This window comes from Myroides albus (assembly GCF_024722315.1).
Lineage (GTDB): Bacteria > Bacteroidota > Bacteroidia > Flavobacteriales > Flavobacteriaceae > Flavobacterium > Flavobacterium album_A.
This window is the reverse complement of record NZ_CP102754.1, coordinates 1,617,855-1,642,398: the sequence shown is the minus strand read 5'-3', so window position 1 is coordinate 1,642,398 and position 24,544 is coordinate 1,617,855. Positions and strand designations below refer to the sequence as shown.

The following is a 24,544-nucleotide window of genomic DNA, read 5'->3' as shown; positions in this document are numbered from 1 at the left end:
TGTAATTGTCTTTTTAGAATTGTTGTAATCTGTTGTTGAATTTATCCAAGAATAAATCTGCATCAGCTTGAGTCAGATTTAATGCTGGTAACAACCGAATTACATTAGGGCTTGCATTACCCGTAAAGATGTGATCTTTCACTAATAGTTCTTTGCGAACCTCTTTTAACTCAGGAGCAAGGTCTATTCCGATCATTAGTCCTTTTCCTCTTACTTCCTGTATCTTATCTAATTTCTTTAATTCATTGATTAAGTAGTTCCCTACTTGGGCGGTATTCGCCATTAGATTGTCTTGCTTCATAACCTCTAATACAGATAAGGCTGCTGCACAAGCTAAGTGATTTCCTCCAAAAGTAGTTCCTAACTGTCCATGCCATGGCTTAAACTGCTCTCCAATCGCCATTGCTCCAATAGGAAATCCGTTCCCCATACCTTTCGCCATCGTATAGATATCAGCACTCACTCCACCGTCATTCACTGCATAGAAAGAACCTGTACGTCCATATCCACACTGTACTTCGTCTGCGATAAATACAGCTCCGTACTGTGTAGTAAGACTTCTAATCTTCGCTAAGAAGCTATCAGTCGCTACTTGTATTCCTCCTACACCTTGTATCCCTTCTATAATCACTGCTGTTACTTCATCACCATAAGAGGCAAATGCTTGTTCAAGAGCCTCTTCATCGTTAAAAGGCAAGAACACAATGTTCTCCGTTTGATTAACTGGGGCAACTATCTTTGGGTTATCAGTAGCAGAAACGGCAAGAGATGTTCTCCCGTGAAAAGCTTTATCAAAAGCGATTACTTTCTTTTTACCATTGTAAAAAGAAGCTAATTTTAAAGCGTTTTCATTTGCTTCTGCTCCTGAATTACACAAAAACAATTGATAATTGTCCAACCCAGCTACTTCCCCTAATAAGGCAGCTAATTGCTGTTGTAGAGGAATTTCTATAGAATTAGAATAAAATCCGATTTTGTTTAATTGGTCAGTTAATCTCGCTACATAGTGCGGATGAGTATGTCCGATAGAGATCACAGCGTGCCCTCCATATAAGTCTAAATACTCTTGACCGTTGTTGTCATATACTCTACTCCCTAATCCTTTTACAATCTCGATAGGGTTCAGTGGGTATACATCATATAATTTCATCATAATAAATCGTTGTTAGAAAGCCGAAGCTTTTAGTTGTAAACCTGTTTTTTCGTCTAATCCGAATAGCAAGTTCATGTTTTGAACAGCTTGTCCGCTTGCTCCTTTTAGTAGGTTATCTATCGCACTGGTCACTAATACATCATTTCCATTCTTTACGATAGACACCAAGCATTTATTCGTATTTACCACTTGCTTTAAGTCAATACCCTTTTTGCTTACATGCGTAAATGGATGCGATGCATAATACTTCTCATAAACATTATACAATTCCTCTTCTGTCAAAGTCGATTCAAACATCACACTGGCAAAAATCCCTCTCGCAAAGTCTCCTCTCTCTGGGATAAACTTAATGTTCTGTACATAGTCTGGCTGTAACTGTACAAGGCTTTCTCCTATCTCACTAAGGTGTTGGTGAGTGAAGGCTTTATATACGGATATATTATTCGCTCTCCAACTAAAGTGAGATGTAGTAGATAGACTCTGACCTGCACCAGTAGATCCTGTCAAAGCATTGATATAAACAGACTCAGGCATCTTAGCTGCATGTGCTAAAGGCAACAAGGCTAACTGAAGAGCTGTAGCAAAACAACCTGGATTAGCGATGTAATTCGCTTTCTTTATCTTCTCTTTATTCAGCTCTGGCAATCCGTAAACGAACTCTCCTGCTGTGTCTTTTAATCTAAAGTCTTGACTGAGGTCTATAATCTTAATCTCCTTATCAATGTCATTTTCTGCTAAGAATACTTTAGAATCGCCATGCCCCATACACAAGAACAGTACATCGATATCCTGCATCAAGGTACTCGTAAACTGTAAGTCTGTATCTCCAAACAAGTCTGTATGCACCTCATATACAGGCTTACCTGCACTACTATTAGAGTGTACAAAGGCAATCTCTACTGCGGGATGAGGTAAGAGAAGTCTTAGTAACTCTCCTCCAGTGTAACCTGCTCCACCTACTATTCCTGCTTTTATTGTTTGCATAGTTCTATTGCTCTTAGTTATTAACTTTGTGCCAAATCATTACTTGGTTACCAAAAATCTTAGAGAATCCTTTTACATCTTCGCCTGTCCATGCATTGTTCATCTCTCCATAGCTACCAAACTTATTAGACATCAGATCATGCGCTGATTCTATACCTATCACTACAAAACGGTGTGGGTGTAACTCTACTGTAACTTTTCCACTTACGGTCTGCTGTGTACTACTCAAGAATGCTTCCATATCTCTCATTACTGGATCGTGGAATTGTCCTTCGTGTAAGTAGTTACCATAGAATGAAGCTAATTGTTCTTTCCAGCTCAATTGCCACTTCGTCAACGTATGTTTCTCTAAAGTGTGGTGAGCTTTCACTAAAATAATAGGTCCTGCTGCTTCAAAACCAACTCTACCTTTGATACCAATGATCGTATCCCCTACGTGGATATCTCTACCGATACCAAATGGTTGTGCCATATCTTGTAATTGTTGGATAACCTCAGTAGGTTTTAGTTGCTTACCATTTAGAGCTACTGGCTCACCTTTCTCAAAAGTAATCTCCACTGTTTCAGGAGTAACTTTAGTAATCGGTGTAGGCCATGCCTCTTCTGGTAAATATAAATGAGAAGTTAGGGTTTCTTTTCCTCCTACTGAAGTTCCCCATAATCCTTTATTAATTGAGTATTTTGCTTTCTCTGCATTGATTTCAACACCGTGTTTTTGCAAGAAGTCAATCTCCTCCTCTCTACTTAACTTTAAATCTCTAATCGGTGTAATAATCTGTACATTAGGCACCAAAATATTAAAGATCATATCGAAACGCACCTGATCATTTCCAGCACCTGTACTACCATGCGCTACTGCTTCTGCCCCTATCTTCTTAGCGTAATTAGCAATAGCTGTAGCTTGACATACACGCTCAGCACTTACTGATAATGGGTAAGTCGCATTCTTCAATACGTTACCAAATATCAAGTACTTCACACTATCGTTATAGTAATCTTCTGTCTCGTCTATAGTCGTATGAGAAGCCACCCCTAAGGCATACGCTTTCTCCTCGATAACCTTCACTTCCTCAGCGTCGAAGCCCCCAGTGTTTACCACTACAGAGTGTACTTCATACCCTAATTCTTCTTTTAAATAAATGACGCAGAAGCTCGTGTCTAATCCTCCGCTAAATGCTAATACTACTTTCTTATTGTTCATGATAGATGGATTTAAAATTAAAATAGATTCGTTTTTTTGACTGTCTTCTTTAATTGCATTTGCAATCTCTTGAGCAAAGAATACTTTTTTTGCATTCCTTTGAGTCTTTCTTTTGCTTTCGCCTTTTGGTCTATTTTATTGCGAAGCTCTTTTTCTTTGTCTTCAGGGTTCCAAAGCATAGCTGTACACAGACAGTTCTTCTTCTCTTTGCTCTGTAAAATTTGGAAGTTAACACAACTCTCGCACCCTTTCCAGAACATCTCATCTTGTGTCAATTCTGAATAAGGAACAGGCTCATAGCCTAATTCTGAGTTGATCTTCATCACAGCAAACCCTGTAGTCAGACCGAATATTTTAGCCTTTGGATACTTCTCTCTTGACAATTCGAATACGCGTTTTTTAATCGCTTTGGCCAACCCTTCTTTTCTAAAAGTAGGATTGACAATCAGTCCAGAGTTGGCTACGTAATCACCGTGACTCCATGTCTCGATATAACAAAAACCAGCCCACGTACCATCTACGTGCAAAGCGATAACAGCCTTGCCCTCAACCATTTTAGTAGCTACGTACTCTGGTTTTCTTCTTGCGATACCCGTCCCTCTGGCAAGAGCCGACTGAGCCATCTCTTCACAAATTTGTTCCGCATATCCTACGTGTGTTTCATTCGCAGGAATAACGATAAACTGATTTGAATTCATTTCAAAACAAGTGATTAGGAATCAAACGCGCTTAAATATTGATACCGAATAGGTACAACAATATACAAACTGTCTGAAAAGCATTAAAAATCAATGATATATGTACAGATATAATGCCAAAGAAGGCATTATATTAAAAAAGGCTAAAAAAGATTAAGCCCGGACGCGAGATACCCGCGATGTAGAAACAGAAGAAACCGCAACAAATGCAAGAGCAATGTTGTCAGAAATAAAAGTCATATTTAAATCGGTTTTCTTCATATCGTATTTGTGCTTAAAGAAGCATGGACAAAGTTTTCTAATTTAAATCGGATTATGCAAGCTTTTTCTTAAAAAAATAAAACAGCCCTCAATGCCTTATATACTACAAGATTGAGTATCATAACCAAAAAAATATTGAAGTGAAACTATTGCTGTTTTTGTTTTAAAACGTCATATTCACCTTCTAACCAGATAAACACACCATTAAAAAAAGATTTGATTTGCGAAGGTGAAATACTGTCGTTAAAATTAGTTTAACTTCTAAGTGATAGTCGTCTGTTAGCATAATAATCGCATAGTGGTCGCATGAATTTGCCTATAAAGTATGCGACCACTATGCGATCACATGCCGACCACAAGCCGACCACCCTCTTTCAAATGACTTAAAAAACAGGATTACCATTAGCGCAAAATCAAGCATAACGGGCAATTCAATACAGCATTCAACTAATTAATCCCTTCAAGCAAATTATACGATTAAAAATTTGACATTCATTATTTAAACAGAAAATAAAAAGCTATATACACCTAAAAAAAAAGAGGAACATATAGTTCCTCTCTTTCCGTTTAATAACTTTATCAATATTTCTAACTTTCCTACCAGCCAAAAACAGGTTTACTATCCGTATATGTAAATGTCAGTTCCTCACCACGAGTTTTATCAACCAATTTACCAGAAATCGTATATGATCCATCTTTATTATCTACTATTTCAATAGAAGTTGCTTTGGTATCATCCGCAACGAAGTAATCCTCATTATTATTCTTGTCAAAATTAATCCAAGCTGTTCCTTGAAAATTTGGCTTGCCATCACTACCTTTAACGTGTTTTCCAACATAATACATCAAAGGTTTCCAAGTATCATAACTCCCCTCTAATGGAGCGACTTTTCCAAAAGGTAGTTGGTAACTTTGCTCTGTTAATTTAACAAGTGGCTCTTGAGTCAACAACCAAATCAAAACATCTTTGTATTCTATCCCATTTCCATCTTGACTCATCTTTTTTGTTGACATCATCAAGTTTGTGCGATACAAGCCAGTTGCTTCATCCAAATCGTCATACATCATAAAACCATCTACTAACTCCAATCCTTTAGGTAAAAGAGTTTTAAAACTATGCTTAATTAAACTGACTTCTTTATCCTCTCCTTTAGCTACCAAGTATAGGTCATACTCCGAATCTTGATGCAGATCATTTACAGTAACTTCAACGGTTTTGTTAACCTCCACAGTGATACCTTTTTGAAAGATAACTTCTGTAGTTATACTTTCATCCGATTTTGGTGTGAGCAAGTAAGCGATTTGTACTGCATTTTTACTGATCACAGTAAAATCAACTTTATCTACACCTACTTCACCTAAAGTAAGTGTTACTTCTGCTTTGGGCGTTTCACTTTCTCCTTCACCCGGTACATTGCGAACACTATTGTCATCACTTGAACAAGCTGCAAATAATCCTCCTACAAATGCCACAAATAATATTAAAAATTTATTTCTCATCTCTCTATGCTAATTATTTATTTAATATGGTATTACTTGAACTGGCCCATTATAAATTGCTTTAAAAGGAGTACCACTATCTCGTGCTATATTAATCTCTATATCGAAAGTATTATTAGCTCCTTTAGTAATAACAATTGATCCACTATCCAAATCTCTTATTGATTCTGAGCCATCTCTCTTCTTAATAAAGTATTCACCTACACCATCTGACGACACCTCCTCTGACCAAGAAGCATAATAGAACTTTCCTGTAGGAAGCTCATGCAACTCTGCTGATATAGATCCTATTTCAAATCCTGCTTCCCAATCTTTACCTTTTAGATTAAGAATATAAACATTAAGCCAGCCTTGGCTTTCAGAATTTACTTTTATCTCTGTAAACTTGATCACTCCATCCTCTTCTTGTACATCTTCTTTTGTAGAAAACTCCGATGATTGCAGTAATGTCTTGCCAGAAGCTTCTATAGCCGCCACATACAAGTTATACTTTGTGTTTTCACTCAAGCCGTCAACCTTTAAAGTAGACTCCCCATCAAGTCTATCAATAGATACACCTTTGGCTAAAACATCCTCAGCAGTTGGAGCTTTTTCAGTTGCCTCTTGTACAATATAGCCAACTTTCTCAGCATACTGAGTTGTAAACTTAAACTCCATCGTTGTGATATCAGCCTCAACAGCTATGATTTGCATTGTTGCACTTTGCATAGTCTTAATCGTTTGAGGATATTTCAAAATTGTCGCTTTGTCTTCTGCATTAATAGCAATAGCTGTCACAGTATACTTGGTATTTGCCTCCAAAGCATCTACTACAACTTCTTCCTCAGTATTTGCTTTCACTTTTACACCTTTCGAAACTATCTCCTCAACAGTAATTGTACTTACATCATCTCCTTTAACGACATAATAGTAAACACTCTTAGCCTCTTTAGAGTTAATTTGAACTGTAGCTGTATTTTGAGTATATGCTATTACAGCAAGTGAAATTTCGGCTTCTTTCACTTTTGGCCCTTCAGGATTAGGTTCCTCTGTTGGAGGAGTTACATTTGGAGCAGTGCTATTGTCATCACTTGAACAACTTATAAAACTGCATAAAACAACAGCACAAAGTCCCTTTGTGTACCAGGTAAGTTTTCTTTTTTTCATTATTAAGGTAATTAAGATTAGTTCGTTTATTTTTTATGTTTTTATTAACAGTCCTAACTTCACAAAAAACACATACTATTAAAAATAATAGTTCAAAAATATATTAATATCAAATATTTTGATTTCCAATATTAATAATTAAAAAAATAAAAACAATCAGTTTCTTAAATAAATATTAAAAATTAACATTTATAATACAATCCCTTAAATGAAAGAAATCAAATAAAAACGACATACCGTCTATACTTATACCAATATTTATCCCAAATAATTATTGAATAAAAAACATTGACATAAAATAGCAATAAGAAGATTAGTTGCCTTACAAGAAGAAATAATTTTGTCTTTACGAGACTTCAAATGTTGTCCTACCACTACATAACCAAACAAAAAATGGCCAACATTGCTGTTGGCCATTAGTTATTAGCAGGTTTATGCCTACTATTTATTCTTTACTTGTTCGATAGCAGCCTCTACTACTTTCTTACTATTCCCGACATAAATGTTACCATCGATAAACATTACTGGGCGATTTAGAAAAGTGTATTGCTCCAGAATAAGCTTTTTAAAATCATCTTCTTGAAGATTCTTGTCTTTTAATCCTTCGCTTTTGTACAGTTGAGCACGCTTATTGAATAGTTTTTCATAACTACCCACTTGCTTATACATTTCTTCTAACTGTGCTGCTGTCACAGGATTCTTCTTAATCTCTTGTAGTTCAAACGTATCTAATTCAGGCATTTCAGCCATGATACGCTTACATGTCGTACAAGTACTTAAATAATATATCTTTCTCATCTTATACATCTTTTACGGTAATGATATGTACTGGACAAACTTTCTCTGCTTGTTCACATGCCTCTAAAATAGTATAATCTGGCGACTTAAGTGTATGAAATCCCTTATTATTCACAGATTTCAATAAGACAGTCTTTCCGTCTTTCTTAGACATCTGAAACTGCTGAGGAGCAACCTCAACACAATAATTACATCCGATACACTTATCGCGTTGTAGCGTAACTATGACCATTATGCCTCTACTATTTTATACAGCTTATCAGATAAGCGAATTCTAAACGGAATTTTGATTGTACAGTCATCTCCTTTAGTCGCTTTCTCTACCTTCTGCTCATTGACGAATAGTTCTTCTACGATCAACTCTTGTGCTCCTGTACTCGGTCCAGTAATCAAGATCTTATCACCAATCTTGATATCATAAGCTTCAATTTTAAACTCTCCGATAGACGCTTTTTGGAAATAGTGAGCCGCTTTACCTACATACACTTTTTTCTGAGTGGCATTACTACCTGGGTTGTCACTCCACTCTCCTAATTTCTGTCCTAAGTAATATCCACTCCAGAATCCACGGTTATATACCGTTTCTAAAGCTTTCATCCACTCTGCTACTTTCTCTTGAGAGTAAGTACCATCAGCGATAGCATCGATAGCCTCACGATAGGTACGAATCACAGTTGCTACATACTCAGGAGCTCTACCTCTACCCTCTATCTTCAGTACTTTGGTTCCTGCATCGATCACTTGATCTAAGAAATCTAAGGTACATAAGTCCTTAGGTGACATCATATACTCATTGTCTATCTCGATCTCAAAACCACTCTCTTGGTCTATTACCGTGTATTTCTTACGACAGTTTTGTTTACACGCTCCTCTGTTTGCAGAAGAGTTATGTGAGTGAAGGCTTAAATAGCACTTCCCTGATACAGCCATACACAAAGCTCCATGACCGAAGATCTCTATCTCTACCAAATTACCAGAAGGCCCTTTCACCTGTTCTCTTTCGATAGCTTCAGTGATCTTTTTTACTTGTCGCAAACTCAGCTCGCGAGATAGCACGATCGTATCAGCGAATAAGCTATAAAACTTAACAGTCTCAATGTTTGTGACATTTAGTTGAGTAGAGATATGTACTTCTAACCCGATCGCTCTTGCAGATGCGATCACTGCCTGGTCAGACGCGATCACTGCTGTAAGCCCTGCCTCTTTTGCCTTATTCAATAAAGTCTTAACCACTGATAAGTCGTGGTCATAAACGATAGTGTTTAACGTCAAATAAGTACGTACATTCTTCTCTTTACATCTTCTCGCAATCTCTTCTAAATCATCAATAGAAAAGTTTACCGTAGAACGCGCACGCATATTTAACTGGTCTACTCCGAAATACACTGAGTCTGCACCGTTATCTAACGCGGCCTGTAAAGACTCGAAGTTACCTGCAGGAGCCATAAGCTCTACTCTTCCTGAAACTGTCATATTCTTAATGCTTAATCTATTATTTTATACAATTGGTCGTTTTTACGAATACGGAAACCTAATTCCATAGTCATCTTATCTCCATTATTAGCTGTACTAACTTCCGCTCCATTTACCATCATCTTCTCTATTGTTAGTCTCTCATCACCTGTAGTAGGCCCTACGATAGCTACTTTATCTCCAACATTTAACTCCTTGTCAACAATAAACTGCCCTACACTTGCTTTAGTAAAGTAATGCTGTGCTGTACCAATAAGTACTTTTCGCTCTGCTTGTTTCTTGCGGATTTGTGTTACTGCACTTACTTTCACTGCCTTCACTTCATCCGTAGCTTTGCGTTCTTTCTGGAACTTTAATGCCTCCGAACGCCCTTTCTTGAATACTAAGTTTCCTTTTTGTACTCCTTGGCGCAGGCGCTTTTGCTCTTCTATAGGCATTTGGATAATATCCAAACACTCATCAGAACAACATCCGTGCATCTGCTCAGCACATTCGCAACACTGAATGAATAACAAATGACATCCTTCATTTGCACAGTTTACGTGAGTATCACATGGTTTACCACACTGGTGGCAGTTAGAGATAATATCGTCTGTGATACGCTCTCCTAAACGGTGGTCAAACACGAAGTTCTTTCCGATGAACTTACTCTCTAATCCTTCCGCCTTTACCTGACGAGTGTATTCGATAATACCTCCTTCTAATTGGTAAACATTCTTAAACCCGTTGTGTTTAAAGTAAGCGGATGCTTTCTCACAGCGGATACCTCCTGTACAGTACATCAGTAGGTTTTTCTCCTCTTTGATGTCTTCTAACTGGTCTTTAATGATTGGCAGTGATTCACGGAATGTGTCCACGTCTGGAGTAATCGCTCCTACGAAGTGCCCTACTTCACTCTCATAGTGGTTTCTAAAGTCCACTACTACCGTATTCGGGTCTTCTAATAACTCGTTGAATTCTTTTGCCTTTAAGTGAATTCCCTTATTCGTCACATCGAATGTATCATCGTTCAATCCGTCTGCTACGATCTTGTGTCTAACCTTTACTGTTAGCTTTAAGAATGATAAGTCATCTTGCTCTACAGCTACATTCAGGCGAATACCTTTCATAAAGTCGTATTGCTCTAAAGTCTCTCTAAATGCATCAAACTTAGATGCAGGTACAGACATCTGAGCATTGATCCCCTCATGAGCTACATAAGTACGTCCTAAAGCGTCTAATGCATCCCAAGCCAGGAATAAGTCATCTCTAAATTGTTGTGGGTTTTCTATTTTGGCGTACGCATAGAAAGATAAAGTCAAACGGTTCTCTCCCGCTTGTTCGATAAGTTCTGCTCTTTCCTCTGCGCTTAATGTGTTATACAGTTGCATGCTATATACTTTTAAGTGTAGATTATATATGTTTGAAATTCTAAATGGAAGAATTTCGGTGCAAAGATACTATTTTGATTGACAAATGAGAATTGAACATCAAAAAAAATACTTAAAACACTAATTATCAATCCATTCTTTAAAAAAGCAGTTATCCTAAACCTACTAAGATTAACAACGAAAAACTGCCTACCAAACAAAACCGACAACATCACATACCATGATCGATCAAAAAAAAGAACTGTCAAAAGTAGCCTAAAAACTCCCTATAATCAGCCATTTTCGCCCCATTTACACCTATAATTGACGATAATTGTAAGATTTCTATAGATATTTGCTCCAGTAAAAAATCGAAAAATGAATAATAAAACACTTGCAATTGTATCATACATTACAATTATCGGATGGTTAATAGCCTATTTTATGGGAAAAGAAAAAGCAGATAATTTTTTAAAGTATCACCTCAGACAATCATTTGGAGTAATGATTGCATCAGTAGTATTAAACGTAGTTTTAAATATTGTGGTAAAAATTGTACCTGCTCTATCGTTCTTAGGTTTAGTTGGATTAGTCATATTAGTGCTTTGGATCATTGGCATCCTCAATGCTCTGAAAGGGGAATCAAAACCATTGCCACTTATCGGAGAATGGTCAAATAAAACATTTACATTCATTAAGTAAAACCAAACACTCAACGTATACGAAAGAAGTTAATTTTATAGTTAACTTCTTTTTTTTATTTCAAATACTCTTTTGTTTAAACAAAATATAATATCCTATCATAATTAACACATACTTATATTTATAATTATTATTTAACTAATTTTACAAAATAACACTACTTGAATTTGCGAGATAGGAACTTCAAGAACTATTATTCATTTAAACTACGCATGTATGGATGGTTTTTTAACACTTTGCTTTATAGCAATCATTGTACTATTACTCGTTATAAACAGTAAGGTAAAAGGACTAAATAATAATATAGACAGTACAAACAAAAAAGTCAATACAGCTTTGAGTATGTTAAATGGTTTATATGAAAAGATGCAGCGCCTCGAGTAGACATTAGGAACAGCAGATCAGATAGCAAAAAAACCTATACAAACACCTGAACCTGCAAAAAAGGAAGAAACAAAAAGACCTGTTGCACCAATATCTAATCCTATAGAGCGTGCTCCAATACCAGAAGTTCGCTCCACTGATACGGCACAAAAAGAAAATTACAAAAAGGTCGATGAGCCAATAAAACAAGAAGCTGTACCTCCTACTGAGGAAAAAATAGAACCGAAGATTTCAGAAAATATTTTGAAAATAAGTGCTCCTGAAATTAAGAAAGAGGACACAAAACCGACAAAGATCACAACTGCAACATCTACTGATCATTTTCAAAATAAACTATTACAACAGTTAAAGAATATCAATTGGCTTAACACTATTGGAATTTTCACACTCGTATTAGGGATAGGTTTCTTTGTTAAATATGCAATTGATCAAAATTGGATAAATGAAATTGGCCGTGTTGCCATCGGAATACTAACAGGGGGAATTTTAATAGGAATCGCCCATAAACTTAGTCAGAAATATCACGCCTTCTCCTCCATACTCATGGGAGGTGGTTTTGCAACATTTTATGTTACGATTACCATTGCTTTTAGAGAATATGAAGTATTTAATCAGATTACAGCTTTTGTTATTTTAATCATCATCACCGTACTCTGTGTACTACTTTCAATTGGATATAAGCGACAAGAACTGACTATATTTGGGTTGATTGGGGGGATGTTAGCTCCGCTTTTAGTGAGTAGTGGCTCAGGCAATCATTTAGTCCTTTTCTCTTACATTTTACTACTAAACAGTGGTGTTCTAATTGTTGCCTACAAAAAGGAATGGTTTATTGTAAACAAATTTAGTTACGTCTTAACTATCTTATACTTCTATACATGGGTAGTATCCAAATATAAAGTAGATTACATCTTGTCTGCTGCCATATTCAATATCTTGTTTTTTATACAATTGGGTGGTTTTATGGTTCTGCGCTACCTCAAAACCAATATCGAAAAGATTCAAATAAGACAACTTATATTCTTTTCGCTATTAAATATCATTATTTTAATAAATGCTATCAAAATTTTCCACAACAAAACGGAGGTTAACTACCTGGGGGTATATCTTATATTATTAGCACTGATAAATGTAGCCTTTTTGGTTATCATAAAGAAAACAACAAAATTTGAAGTTCATTCAAATTTAGGCTACACACTATTGGGATTAATAGTAGGATTTGTTTCCTTGAGTATTCCCATGCAATTAGATGGAAACTATATCACAGTAGCCTGGGCAGTGGAGATGGCTGTACTATATTTCATTTGGAATAAAACCAAGGTTAATTTGTTCCGCATGGGATTCTTTATCCTATCCATACTTACCTTGATTTCCTATATTTATTCTGCAACACTATTCAATCCTGTGGAAATATACGAGGATTTGGATCCTACTCCAATTTTGCCAATTATAATAAATAAATTTACAATGACTGGTATCTTTTTTATACTGTCTGTTTATGTGATTAAAAGATTAGCAGCAAAAAGCGAAATAGACGAAAGTGAAACTAAGGGATTGAAAAACATAGCAATGCTATCAAATACTAACATTCATCAAATCATGTCAGTATCCTTCTTAGCACTGCTATATATTGTTCCTATTTTAGAATTAAGATATCAAATAACGGTTAGAATTGAAAACTTAAGCCCGACAGCTTATATGCAAACGTTTAAAAACGTAGCTATAATCACCTTTACTCTTTTCTACACCTTCATTTTTGTACTCAGATACAAACAGTCTTTTAGTAAAGCATACTATCAAATTATCTTCGCAGTAACGGTCATACTCCTGTTGATATACAACATAAGGATAAGCCATCTTCGCAGTGAGATCTTCATGCGAGATGTATATCCTAAAGCCTATTTTCTAATCCATTTTATAGCTATTGTGGTAGGTATGTCCTTGCTAATTTGGTTATACAAAAGGCAGAAACAAGCAGATAAAAAAAATAGAATCATTTACCTAATCATCTTGTTTGTCAGCATAGTAAGTACCTTGTCTGTAGAACTTGACAACCTCAGCATTTGGATAATTAATGATGTCGAAAGATATACTTCTATTTTAAGTAATGTACATTCGTATGGTTACCCAATTTTATGGGGATTATTAGCTATGGTTCCGATGATTGTAGGAATAAAACAAAACGATGTTGACTTGAGAAAGTTATCCTTAGGAAGTTTTGCATTAATCATTGCTAAATTTTACTTGTACGATGTCTGGAACATGACTCAAGGTGGAAAGATAATCTCATTTGTCATCTTAGGTATAATCTTATTAGTTGTTTCATTTATGATGGAACGCATAAAGCTTCTTGTCAAAGACCAAGATCAAAATAATGATACCTCATCTATCACAAAGGAGTAATAATTAAAGAATCTCTAATGAAAAAAATATATACAATAGCGCTTGTCATACTGAGTACCTACTTTTTAAGTACTCAAGTAGGACATGCTCAATCCAAAACATATACAACTACTATTGCTCCTATAACAGAGAGTGGTTATTACAATATTAAACTAGACAATAGAATAGCAGGTGAAGCTAGTAGCAACTTCTCTAACCTGCGTATAATGCAACGAGATAGTTTAAGTTTTGCAACAACAGAAGTACCATACTTTATCAGAAATGTACAACCGACTTCTAAAGAAACAAAAATCATTGAATACCAAACATCTACCTTAGTAGAACGAGATAGTATTAATCGATTTGTTATACACAATCCTGAAGCAAAAAAGGTCTCAGACTTTTACATCAATATCAATAAAGCGGACGTATCTATACACGCATCTGTACGTGGAAGTAATGACAATCAAAGCTGGTTTATAGTAAAACAAAAAACTCCTATTTATACTTATACATCGTCAAATGATAGTGAAGTAACTTTGTTTATCACTATACCAGAAGGTCGCTATAAATACTATGAGATGGAATTGATCAATAATCAATCCGCTCCTTTAAAACTCAATAAAGTAAGCACTGCTGTAGATACAAAAACCTATGGACAGTTTAGCCCTACTTTACTAAAGTATGCAGATAGTAAAGTCAACAATAAAAACAAAACGTCTATACTATACTTTGCAAAACAACAATATCAATATAGGCTAAATAAGCTATTAATAGAAATAGACTCTCCAAAAGATTATTATCGAAAAGCGATTTTAAGAGACTCTCTAACTAAAACTAATATCTCATTTATACTCTCATCTAAAAATCGAAATGAGTTTATACTAGATGATATATTAGTACAGAATCCGTATATCGAAATCTACAATGGAGATAATACCCCCTTAGTAGTCAAAGCAGTTAATACATATTCATTAACACGCTTCGCTACAGCTTACCTAAATGCCAATACGTCGTATACTGTAAATATAATAGGAGACGAGTATGATACCCCAGAATATGATATACAACACTTTAAAAATGATATACCGTCATCACTTCCTATAGTAGAGACTCATGATTTTCAATTCAATCAATTTCAAAAAGCAAGTCCGGAGGAAATAAAAAAAGCAAATAACGCCATACAATCTATTATACTATGGGGAGTAATAATCATCGTAGGGCTTGTCATCGCATTAATCTGCTATAAAACATTCAAAAAGCAAGATAACTAACAAGTTTTCAATTTTATATCACCCCAACGAACAAAGTGCTCATTGGGGTGTTCTTTTTTGTTTAAAAATCACGATCATATCACCTAAAATTACTTACAAGTCAATTCTGAAAAAGCCAAGTAACACAAATTAGCAGTGAGCGAAAAAGAACAAAATCTACCTCTGAGATTGACAAACCCCTATGCGTACTCCAGGCAAATTCCCCCCTACGCGAAGTACTTAAATAGCCAGCTATTCCCTTAAGGTACATGGCTAAAGCTTACACAAAAAAAAGAATTAAAAACAAAAGCTATCACAATACTGAATAATGTAGCAGTTTACTTCCATAAAACTGCTATAATTTATAGCATAATGATTATACACTCTTGGCAAGTAAATAAATTATATTACTTTTACATCAGTAAGAACCTATTTTTGTAATAAAATGAGTGCAGATAAAGAAGCAAAACTAAAAGCGTTACAGCTAACGCTAGACAAACTAGATAAAACTTACGGTAAAGGTACTGTAATGAAATTAGGAGATACAGCTGTTGAAGAAGTTGAAGTGATTTCGTCAGGTTCTCTAGGGGTAGACTTAGCTTTAGGTGTAGGAGGATATCCAAAAGGAAGAATTATAGAGATATATGGACCCGAATCATCAGGTAAAACGACCTTAACGCTACATGCAATTGCAGAAGCTCAAAAAGCAGGAGGTATAGCAGCTTTCATTGATGCGGAGCACGCATTTGATCGTTTTTATGCACAAAAATTAGGTATCGATATTGACAACCTTATCATTTCTCAACCTGACAATGGGGAACAAGCACTTGAAATTGCAGAAAATCTAATTCGTTCAGGTGCTATTGACATCGTTGTTATTGACTCTGTAGCTGCCTTAACTCCAAAAAGTGAGATTGAAGGAGAAATGGGAGATTCTAAAATGGGATTACATGCTCGTTTGATGTCTCAAGCATTAAGAAAGCTTACTTCTACGATTAACAAAACGAATTGTACTGTATTCTTCATTAACCAGTTGCGTGATAAAATTGGTGTGATGTTCGGTAACCCAGAGACGACAACAGGTGGTAATGCCTTAAAATTCTACGCATCGGTTCGTGTTGATATCCGTAAGTCTACTCAAATAAAAGATGGAGATAACGTAATCGGAAACAGAACTAAAGTAAAAATCGTTAAGAATAAAGTGGCTCCTCCATTTAGAACAGCGGAATTTGACATCATGTATGGGGAAGGAGTTTCTAAAGTAGGTGAAGTACTTGACTTAGCAGTTGACTATGAAATTGTAAAGAAAAGCGGTTCTTGGTTTAGCTATGGAGATACTAAATTAGGACAAGGTCGCGATGCAGTAAAAGCAATCATCAAGGATAATCCTGAATTAATGGAAGAACTTGAAGAAAGAATTAAAGAAGAAATCAAGAATAAAGAAGCTTAAAATATATTCTATCCATATACATAAGCCCTCTAATAACGCAAGTTGTTAGGGGCTTTTTTTTAATATTGTAATCTCACACTATGCAGTCGTAACAACAACAAGTACGATAGCTAAACCTAAAAAGGCTTGAGTAGCCATTTAATCATATGTATTCCCAAAGTACCCTTCTACTGATTAAAGCACAGAATTATTGGTAGAAATAAGAGATTTACTCCCCAATCTATTTATCGCATCTCTGGTCCTAAAAAAACACTATATGCAAAACACCACATGACTAGATAAGCAATCAGACCAAGTATATCAACATATTTTTCTTCTTTATCTGCTTCGGGTGAAGAAGCGTTGCGAACAACGAATCTTACATAACAGATAACTGATATAAAAATCAAAAAACTCATGAACCAAGCTGAAATAAACTTACTCAGTAAACCATGTGATCGCTCAATAACCAAATATGCTAATAAGAAGGGAATACTACCACAAATAGTACGCAAAGCTACTCTACCAATCAGACGCAAAATATTCATACACACAATAATTATTAGTAACACTTAAAAACTGTAAGTCAGCACTCAATACGTTAACAAAACACTGACAACTAAGAAAACAAACAGATAAACAAATAACCAAAACAACGTAAGCCAATCTATATATCGCTGTGATTTTGAGTATTTAGTAAACAATCGAATAACAATCACCAATACGTACAAAAACACAAGGCAACACAAAAACAGCAAAGCATAGTAAAACCTCCACTGTAAATCAATACGGCTGGGAGACGTGAAAATACAAATGCCAGATACAACAATGAAGATAACCGCAAATATTGTCAAACGCTCACGCAACTCTTTTCGAAACAACTGATATTCAGAAAGCATATATTACTATTAAAATACAAGAAGAAATTACAATAGCTATCGATAAAGAACTCAAATACTCCACAAATAGAAAGGAATGACTCAAAACTTTTTACCTCTCCAAAACAGAGAGTCTTTTCGGTAAAGATCCAAATTCTTCAATAACATTAAAAAACACACAATAAATTAACTCGAATACAACGCATACATATCCTAACATCCACACGCAACAAACTCATTCTAAGTTTTTATTATAAATTTAATTAAAAATAGTCATAAATACTGAGTAATCACACCTTAAACACATGTATTAAAAAAGTATTTTTAACTATGCAGCCTGTATTGAAAACATTAGTTTTGCACTTTTAAAAACTCAAAAATTCACTATGAAATCAAGACTATTAGCACTATTGCTAACAATTACAACCTTTCTAAGTTGTGATGATCCCTTCAAAAGACAAGATTTTTATCTATCCAATCCAACTGACAAAGAAATTACAGTATCTATAGATGATAAAAAATACACCTTAGCACCCAATACTTTTGAGGTACTAAAGTTAGACAGTGGAATACACCAATTAGAATACAATGGACAAAAAAATAAGTTCAATGTATTCAAACAAAACTCAGGAGGAATTATCAACCCAACTTTAGAACCACACTATATCTTCTCGATGGTATACGCTACAGAAGGCAACTTTGACAAATTTCGTTCGACTGCGAGAGAAGTAGTTATTGATGATGTACTTTATCAAGATAATATTAAATCGACAAATGCTCTTTTTATAGATAATAACCTATACAGATGTACGTACTTCTTAGGTGAAGAATACCCTACTGAACAGATTACACATAATAAAAATGCAGTTGGTAATTTTTTCAATAAATTCTTTACTAAGGCTGAGTTCATCGCTTTCTACGATGAAGATTTACCTGCTGAGAACAAAGGTTTTCACCAACAAAATAAGGTTGCTGGTGGTGTATGTACCATAACAGAACCAAGCGTTTTAGAATTAAAGCTGCCAATTCTTACACAAGCATCAGATCCTAATAACAGTTCTTTGAATGAAGATCTTTTAAATAAAGCAGATTCACAGGAAATAGATTCTCAAGAAGACAATCCTTATGCAGATTTAGTTGCCTCGTATAAAAAAGAAATGCAGTTAGTCGAAGAATTCAAAATTTCTACAGACACTGAACGTCAGAAAGAAATTCAAAAAGAGCTATTTGATCTCTCTATGAATCGTACTAAGCTTGACATTAACTACAGGAATCTGTCAACCGAACAAAACCAATCTATGAATGACTTTGTTCATGCCAGTGGAAGAATTTCTGGAGCTGGAATAATACAACTGTAAACCATAAACCAAACTATAATTAAAAAGCGATGAGATCCTGTAGATCTCATCGCTTTCCTATTTCTTAGCATATTGATTCTCCCAGTTCAATACCGGCTTATAGAGCAAATCAAAAGCTGTCTCTTTAAGTTCTTTCTTGTGTTCTAAAGTAAGGCCCTTTGTTTCGATACACGGAAACACCTTAACAGGGACTACGCCAGGATGACCAATTCCCCAAACAAAAGGAAAAAAGTGTCTTAAATGCCCAAAGGCAAAGGGCACAATCGGAATTTGATGATCTATAGCCAAGCGAAAGGCTCCATCTTTAAAACTATCTAAGATTATCGTTCTATCGTCGTTGACGCCACCTTCGGGAAAAATACAAATACTAAGTCCCTTATTGATGCGATCTTGTGCACTATCAAAAACTTTCTTCTTACTTCTCGCGTCCTTTCGGTCAACGAGAATACAAGTGCGTTTATAGAAGAAACCAAAAATAGGCAACTTGGATAATTCAGCTTTTCCAACAAATACAAAAGGATTGTCTTTGACCAAGATAAGCATCATCATTATATCTAACATAGAAGTATGGTTGGCAATCAACATATAACTCTTGCCTTTCTCAATCGGGTGATTTTCTTCAATATGGAACCTCATCCCTATTCCATAAAAAGTAAGTATGGCCCATAACCTCGCCAATTTAAAGAAATAAGAGTAGGTCTTGTCTGACCAAATGGTCAACAACAAAAAAGGGGATAGAATCAAGATCACAATGACCATCCAGATATAAAACCACAATCTCCAAAGCGAACTGAAAAATACAGCTAAACTGTTCATCGTATGTATTTGAATAATGTTTATAAACTAAACTCAAAAATAAACAATTCTACTTCCGTGAAAGCACATTAGCAGTAAAAACACAGTCTATAAAATTCATTTCACTTATCTTTGCTACTTTAAAATAATTAATATCACGCAATGGCTAAAATTCTAACAGGAGTTCAAAGCACAGGAACTCCACACTTAGGGAATCTTTTAGGAGCTATTCTACCTGCAGTAGAAATGGCAAACAGAAAAGATAATGAGTCTTTTATTTTTATTGCGAACTTGCATTCAGCAACGCAAATAAAAGACGCAAAAACGTTACAAGACAATACCTATAGTGTTGCGGCTACTTGGCTTGCTTGTGGTGTAGACGTTAATCATGTAACTTTTTACCGCCAGTCAGATGTACCGCAAACAACTGAACTTACATGGTACTTAAGTTGCTTCTTTCCATTTCAACGTTTAACATTAGCCCATTCGTTTAAAGATAAAGCAGATGTTTTATCAGATGTTAATGCTGGTTTGTTTACCTATCCTATGCTAATGGCTGCAGATATCTTGTTGTATGACGCAGAGTTTGTCCCTGTTGGAAAAGATCAGTTACAGCACTTAGAAATCACTCGTGATGTAGCCTCTCGATTCAACCACCAAATGGGTGAAACTTTTGTATTGCCAGAGGCTAAGATTCAAGAAGAAGTAATGGTGGTACCTGGTACTGACGGAAACAAAATGAGTAAATCAAGACACAATACAATTAATATCTTCCAAACGGATAAAGTATTGCGAAAAGAAGTAATGAGCATTGAGACTGATAGTACACCACTTGAAGAACCAAAAAACCCAGATACTTGTAATGTGTTTACCATTTATAAACTATTAGCTACACCTGAGCAAGTTGAAGCTATGAGAGCTAAATACTTAGGTGGTAACTATGGCTATGGACATGCTAAACAAGAGCTATACGAACTAATCGTGGATAAATTCAAAGAGGTTCGCGAAAAATATGAATACTATATCAACAACCGAGAAGAAGTTGACCGCCTATTAGGTATTGGTGCAGAAAAAGCATCTGTAATCGCTACAAACACATTGAATAAAGTAAGAGAAAGACTTGGATATAATGTGAAGAAATAAACAGTGAAGTCGATAACTAAGGTTATCGACTTTTTTTATACTATTTCAAAATATCGACCTGGCAATGGACGGATCAAACCCTTTAGCTCCAAATTTAGCAAAGCATTACTGACTTTGTAAATAGGCAGCTCTGTCCCTAAAGCAATGAGATCCAACAGCTCCCTTTGTTCTACTACGAGGTAATCGTACACCGCTTTCTCATCCGCTGACAAATCAACAAATAATTCTGGTTGAATTGACTTGACTTTTCTACTTTCCTGATTCCAATTTAATCCCTCTACTATTTCCTTTGAACTGGTGAGGAGTTGAGCGCGTTGAGTGCGTATCACTTCATTACAACCTTGGCTTGTAATATCATTAATTCGACCAGGAACGGCAAACACTTCTCGATTATAATCATTAGCAAAAGATATAGTACTCATTGCCCCCCCTCTTAAGGCACTTTCGATAACAATCGTCGCTTGACTAAGACCGGCAACGATGCGATTGCGCTGAATGAAATTTTCTCGATCGACTTTGCTATAAAGAGGAAATTCGGTTAAAATACTACCCGACTTTTCAATTTGTTGAGCGACAAACTTATGCTGTTCTGGATAAATACGCTCAAGACCATGTCCGAGTATAGCTACAGTTTGTAAATTACAATCCAAGGCAGCTTTGTGGGCACAAATATCAATACCATAAGCCAAACCACTTACGATGATAGGATTAAACTCTGCTAAGTCACTGATAATTTTCTGACAGAAATCCATACCTCTACTACTCGGTTGTCTTGTCCCAATAATGCTAATCACTTTCCTATCTGACCAATCAAACAAGGCAGAAGATGAATAAAGTAAGATAGGGCAATCAATACACTGTTTCAATAAAAAAGGATACTTATCACTTAGGAAATAATACACCGTAATATTGTGCTTTATAATCGCCTCAATTTCAGCATCTGCTCGCTCTAAAACACGCTTATCACTCAACTTCCTTAACAAGAGGTCACTAATCTTAGGTACGAGCATTAACTCTTTTGAAGATAAGAAAAACACTTGCTTTGCACTACCAGCAAATTCAATCAAACGCTTGGCTAATATAGGCCCAATACCATTAACTTTAGTCAGTGCTATTGCGTAAAACAATTCCTCTTGAGAGATATCTGCATTCATAATTTGCTAAATATTAAGACAATTTGTATCTTTATTTAATCAACAAAAACCACTCCAAAAAAGCGTAATATAAAGGGAAACACAAGTAATTAATTAAAAGGAAATCAAACACTTATTCCTTTATGAGAATCCCGAAAATATTTGATAAAAACATTTGGTTTAAGTTTGGTTTAATGTAATTTTGCGTTTATGAATATACAGGCTTACATATCGACATTACTATATCGTTACCAATGTGTAATCGTTCCAGGTTTTGGTGCATTCTTATCAGAGATGCAATCTTCTTACTTTGACGAAAAGACAAATTCGTTTTTTCCTCCTACTAAGAAGCTATCTTTCAATGCAAACATCACCAACAACGACGGTTTATTAGCTAACCATATTGCAAGAGTGGAAAACATTGCTTTTGAACAAGCAACAAAGGCTGTAAAAGAAGTAGTTTCTCAGTGGGAAAATACCTTATTGAAAGAAGATAGTTTAACAATCGAGGGAATCGGTAGTTTCCACACAAATCAAGAAAACAAACTTGTATTTGAACCGATTGAAAATGATATCTTATTAAAAACGTCATTTGGCTTATCAGCAGTTAATGTAACGCCAATTGTTCGTACACCACTTATTACAGCTATAGAAGAAAGTGAAACTAATCGAAGAAGACCTGTATTCAACTTCTTTAAGTATGCTGCTATGCTTGCTGTTATTGCAGGAGGTGGAGCAATAGTTGTCAATGAATATGACTCTCATGTAGAGAAAGAAATATTACAAATGGAAAAAACGGTACAATCACAAGTACAAAACAAAATACAACAAGCTACATTTGTAATTGAGCCATCTGCTACAACAATTACCTTACCCGTAAAAGAGGAAATTGAGCAAAAAAATGACACGCCTTATTACATTATCGCTTGTGCCTTCAGAAATGGAGAAACAGCACAACAGGAGGCTTTAAAATTAAAAACAAACGGATATCCAACAGCACAAGCATTGGAGCGTACAAAATACGGCATGTATCCAGTAACTTACGGAGGATATACTACTCAAGCAGAAGCACAAAAAGAATTGAGAAGAATCCACAGTAAACTAAATAAAGATGCGTGGATATTAGTACAATAAACAATATAACGAAATCCTGAAAACGAAATGTTTTCGGGATTTTTTATTTGTACTATATTTGCCGAAAATAAAACAAATGGACGCAAAATTCGTATCTGCATCAGCTACCTATATGACTGATTTAGTTTTACCTGGTGAAACAAATCCTTTAAATAATATGTTTGGCGGTGAATTATTAGCAAGAATGGATAGAGCTGCAGGAATCGCAGCAAGAAGACATTCGCGTAGAGTATGTGTAACAGCATCAGTAAATCACGTAGCTTTTAATAGACCTATTCCATTAGGTAGTGTTGTAACCGTAGAAGCTAAAATATCAAGAGCATTTAATAGCTCAATGGAAGTATATCTTGATGTATGGATTGAAGACAGAGAATCTGGCTCAAAAAAGAAAGCTAATGAAGCTATCTATACTTTTGTAGCAGTAGATGATACAGGACATCCGGTTCAGATTCCAGAAATCATTCCAGAATCAGATTTGGAAAAAGAAAGATACATTGGAGCATTAAGACGCAAGCAGTTAAGCCTTGTTTTAGCAGGAAAGATGAAACCAAATGAAGCAACTGAACTAATTGCTTTATTTCAAGAATAATTAGACGTATGAAAAAACTTCTTTACTTTTTAATTGCAATACTATTTACAATGCAAACTACTGAAGTGTTTGCTTGGGGTACAACAGGTCACCGAGTTGTATCAGAAATTGCAGAAAGAAACTTAACTAAAAAGGCTAAAAAAGAAATTAGCAAAATTATAGGCAAACAGAAATTAGCTTATTGGTCAAATTGGCCAGACTTTTTGAAGTCAGACCCTTCATGGAAGTTTTCTGATTCATGGCATTACGTTAATTTACCAGGCAACTTAGACAGAGCTGCATTTGATGAAGAACTGGCTAAATCTACTGACGAAAACTTATACAAAAGAACCTTACTCTTAATAGAAGAACTGAAAAGTGATAAACTAAGCTTAGTCGAAAGACAACAAAAGCTATACTTCCTTATTCACATTATCGGTGATGCTCATCAACCACTACACATTGGTAGATTAGAGGATTTAGGGGGAAATAGAGTAAAAGTAGAATGGTTTAGAAAACCGACAAACCTTCACAGTCTTTGGGATTCGGCTTTAGTTGATTTTGACAAATACAGCTATACAGAATATGCTACTGTCTTAGATGTTCACTCAAAAGAATACAACAATAACCTTACAAAAGGATCTTTAGAAGATTGGTTATTTGATTCTTATTCGATGGCTAACAAACTTTATGATAGCGTAGAAGAAAGTGAATCATTAAGCTATAGATACCACTTTGATCACAAAGATGATGTAGAAATACAACTTTTAAAAGGAGGGCTGAGATTAGCACAAGTTTTAAACGAAATCTTCAAATAAGAAA

At 35.3% G+C, this 24,544-nt stretch carries 22 protein-coding genes; 9 read left to right on the top strand and 13 right to left on the bottom strand.

What is annotated here, in order from left to right:
• Window positions 1-13 precede the first annotated feature (13 nt).
• From NWE55_RS07585 to trhO, 10 genes are all read right to left on the bottom strand, one after another.
• Complete coding sequence (locus NWE55_RS07585) at window positions 14-1,153, bottom strand: aspartate aminotransferase family protein (protein ID WP_155091954.1); 1,140 nt, start codon at window positions 1,151-1,153, stop codon at window positions 14-16.
• A 12-nt stretch (window positions 1,154-1,165) separates the two neighbouring features.
• Entirely contained in the window at window positions 1,166-2,137 is a 972-nt protein-coding gene (argC, locus tag NWE55_RS07580; RefSeq protein WP_155091953.1) for an N-acetyl-gamma-glutamyl-phosphate reductase, read from the bottom strand.
• A 13-nt stretch (window positions 2,138-2,150) separates the two neighbouring features.
• A complete protein-coding gene (gene argG / locus NWE55_RS07575; RefSeq protein WP_155091952.1) occupies window positions 2,151-3,338 on the bottom strand; it encodes an argininosuccinate synthase in 1,188 nt (395 codons plus the stop codon).
• Window positions 3,339-3,355: 17 nt separating this feature from the next.
• Window positions 3,356-4,036, bottom strand: coding sequence for a GNAT family N-acetyltransferase (locus tag NWE55_RS07570; RefSeq protein ID WP_155091951.1), 681 nt, complete (start codon window positions 4,034-4,036; stop codon window positions 3,356-3,358).
• A gap of 858 nt (window positions 4,037-4,894) precedes the next feature.
• Window positions 4,895-5,797 carry a hypothetical protein gene (locus tag NWE55_RS07565; RefSeq protein ID WP_155091950.1) on the bottom strand — a complete coding sequence of 301 codons (903 nt, stop codon included), beginning with the start codon at window positions 5,795-5,797 and terminating at the stop codon, window positions 4,895-4,897.
• Window positions 5,798-5,818: 21 nt separating this feature from the next.
• Complete coding sequence (locus NWE55_RS07560; RefSeq protein ID WP_155091949.1) at window positions 5,819-6,943, bottom strand: hypothetical protein; 1,125 nt, start codon at window positions 6,941-6,943, stop codon at window positions 5,819-5,821.
• A gap of 441 nt (window positions 6,944-7,384) precedes the next feature.
• Window positions 7,385-7,741 carry an arsenate reductase family protein gene (locus NWE55_RS07555; protein WP_155091948.1) on the bottom strand — a complete coding sequence of 119 codons (357 nt, stop codon included), beginning with the start codon at window positions 7,739-7,741 and terminating at the stop codon, window positions 7,385-7,387.
• A 1-nt stretch (window position 7,742) separates the two neighbouring features.
• Complete coding sequence (locus tag NWE55_RS07550) at window positions 7,743-7,973, bottom strand: ferredoxin (protein ID WP_006257855.1); 231 nt, start codon at window positions 7,971-7,973, stop codon at window positions 7,743-7,745.
• A complete protein-coding gene (locus NWE55_RS07545; protein ID WP_155091947.1) occupies window positions 7,973-9,214 on the bottom strand; it encodes a peptidase U32 family protein in 1,242 nt (413 codons plus the stop codon). The genes NWE55_RS07550 and NWE55_RS07545 overlap by 1 nt, the downstream gene beginning before the upstream one ends.
• Window positions 9,215-9,225: 11 nt before the next feature.
• Window positions 9,226-10,584 (bottom strand): oxygen-dependent tRNA uridine(34) hydroxylase TrhO, encoded by a 1,359-nt coding sequence (trhO, locus tag NWE55_RS07540; protein WP_258204683.1) that lies wholly within the window; start codon window positions 10,582-10,584, stop codon window positions 9,226-9,228.
• 357 nt (window positions 10,585-10,941) lie between these two features.
• Between trhO and NWE55_RS07535 the strand changes: the two genes are divergently transcribed.
• From NWE55_RS07535 to recA, 4 genes are all read left to right on the top strand, one after another.
• The gene (locus NWE55_RS07535) at window positions 10,942-11,265 is read left to right on the top strand and encodes a DUF4870 domain-containing protein (RefSeq protein ID WP_155091945.1); all 324 of its coding nucleotides are present in this window, start codon (window positions 10,942-10,944) and stop codon (window positions 11,263-11,265) included.
• A 627-nt stretch (window positions 11,266-11,892) separates the two neighbouring features.
• Entirely contained in the window at window positions 11,893-14,052 is a 2,160-nt protein-coding gene (locus tag NWE55_RS07530; RefSeq protein WP_258204682.1) for a DUF2339 domain-containing protein, read from the top strand.
• 17 nt (window positions 14,053-14,069) lie between these two features.
• Window positions 14,070-15,305, top strand: coding sequence for a hypothetical protein (locus tag NWE55_RS07525; RefSeq protein WP_155091943.1), 1,236 nt, complete (start codon window positions 14,070-14,072; stop codon window positions 15,303-15,305).
• 424 nt (window positions 15,306-15,729) lie between these two features.
• Complete coding sequence (gene recA / locus NWE55_RS07520; protein WP_155091942.1) at window positions 15,730-16,734, top strand: recombinase RecA; 1,005 nt, start codon at window positions 15,730-15,732, stop codon at window positions 16,732-16,734.
• 224 nt (window positions 16,735-16,958) lie between these two features.
• Here recA and NWE55_RS07515 read toward each other — a convergent pair whose 3' ends face one another.
• Window positions 16,959-17,261 (bottom strand): hypothetical protein, encoded by a 303-nt coding sequence (locus NWE55_RS07515; RefSeq protein WP_155091941.1) that lies wholly within the window; start codon window positions 17,259-17,261, stop codon window positions 16,959-16,961.
• A 716-nt stretch (window positions 17,262-17,977) separates the two neighbouring features.
• Between NWE55_RS07515 and NWE55_RS07510 the strand changes: the two genes are divergently transcribed.
• On the top strand, window positions 17,978-18,949 hold the full coding sequence (locus NWE55_RS07510; protein WP_155091940.1) for a hypothetical protein: 972 nt from the start codon (window positions 17,978-17,980) through the stop codon (window positions 18,947-18,949).
• 57 nt (window positions 18,950-19,006) lie between these two features.
• Here the strand turns inward: NWE55_RS07510 and NWE55_RS07505 are convergent, their stop codons facing one another.
• On the bottom strand, window positions 19,007-19,765 hold the full coding sequence (locus NWE55_RS07505) for a lysophospholipid acyltransferase family protein (RefSeq protein WP_155091939.1): 759 nt from the start codon (window positions 19,763-19,765) through the stop codon (window positions 19,007-19,009).
• A gap of 141 nt (window positions 19,766-19,906) precedes the next feature.
• Between NWE55_RS07505 and trpS the strand changes: the two genes are divergently transcribed.
• Window positions 19,907-20,887: a tryptophan--tRNA ligase gene (gene trpS, locus NWE55_RS07500; RefSeq protein WP_155091938.1), complete on the top strand. Its 981-nt coding sequence runs from the start codon at window positions 19,907-19,909 to the stop codon at window positions 20,885-20,887.
• Window positions 20,888-20,922: 35 nt separating this feature from the next.
• Here trpS and dprA read toward each other — a convergent pair whose 3' ends face one another.
• Window positions 20,923-22,041: a DNA-processing protein DprA gene (gene dprA, locus NWE55_RS07495; protein ID WP_160339811.1), complete on the bottom strand. Its 1,119-nt coding sequence runs from the start codon at window positions 22,039-22,041 to the stop codon at window positions 20,923-20,925.
• A 189-nt stretch (window positions 22,042-22,230) separates the two neighbouring features.
• Here dprA and NWE55_RS07490 point away from each other — a divergent pair, with 189 nt between their 5' ends.
• From NWE55_RS07490 to NWE55_RS07480, 3 genes are all read left to right on the top strand, one after another.
• Window positions 22,231-23,154, top strand: a complete 924-nt coding sequence (locus tag NWE55_RS07490) for an HU domain-containing protein (RefSeq protein ID WP_155091936.1) — start codon at window positions 22,231-22,233, stop codon at window positions 23,152-23,154.
• 76 nt (window positions 23,155-23,230) lie between these two features.
• Window positions 23,231-23,743, top strand: a complete 513-nt coding sequence (locus NWE55_RS07485) for an acyl-CoA thioesterase (protein ID WP_155091935.1) — start codon at window positions 23,231-23,233, stop codon at window positions 23,741-23,743.
• Between the two features lie 8 nt (window positions 23,744-23,751).
• The gene (locus NWE55_RS07480) at window positions 23,752-24,540 is read left to right on the top strand and encodes a S1/P1 nuclease (protein WP_155091934.1); all 789 of its coding nucleotides are present in this window, start codon (window positions 23,752-23,754) and stop codon (window positions 24,538-24,540) included.
• The last annotated feature ends 4 nt before the right edge of the window (window positions 24,541-24,544 follow it).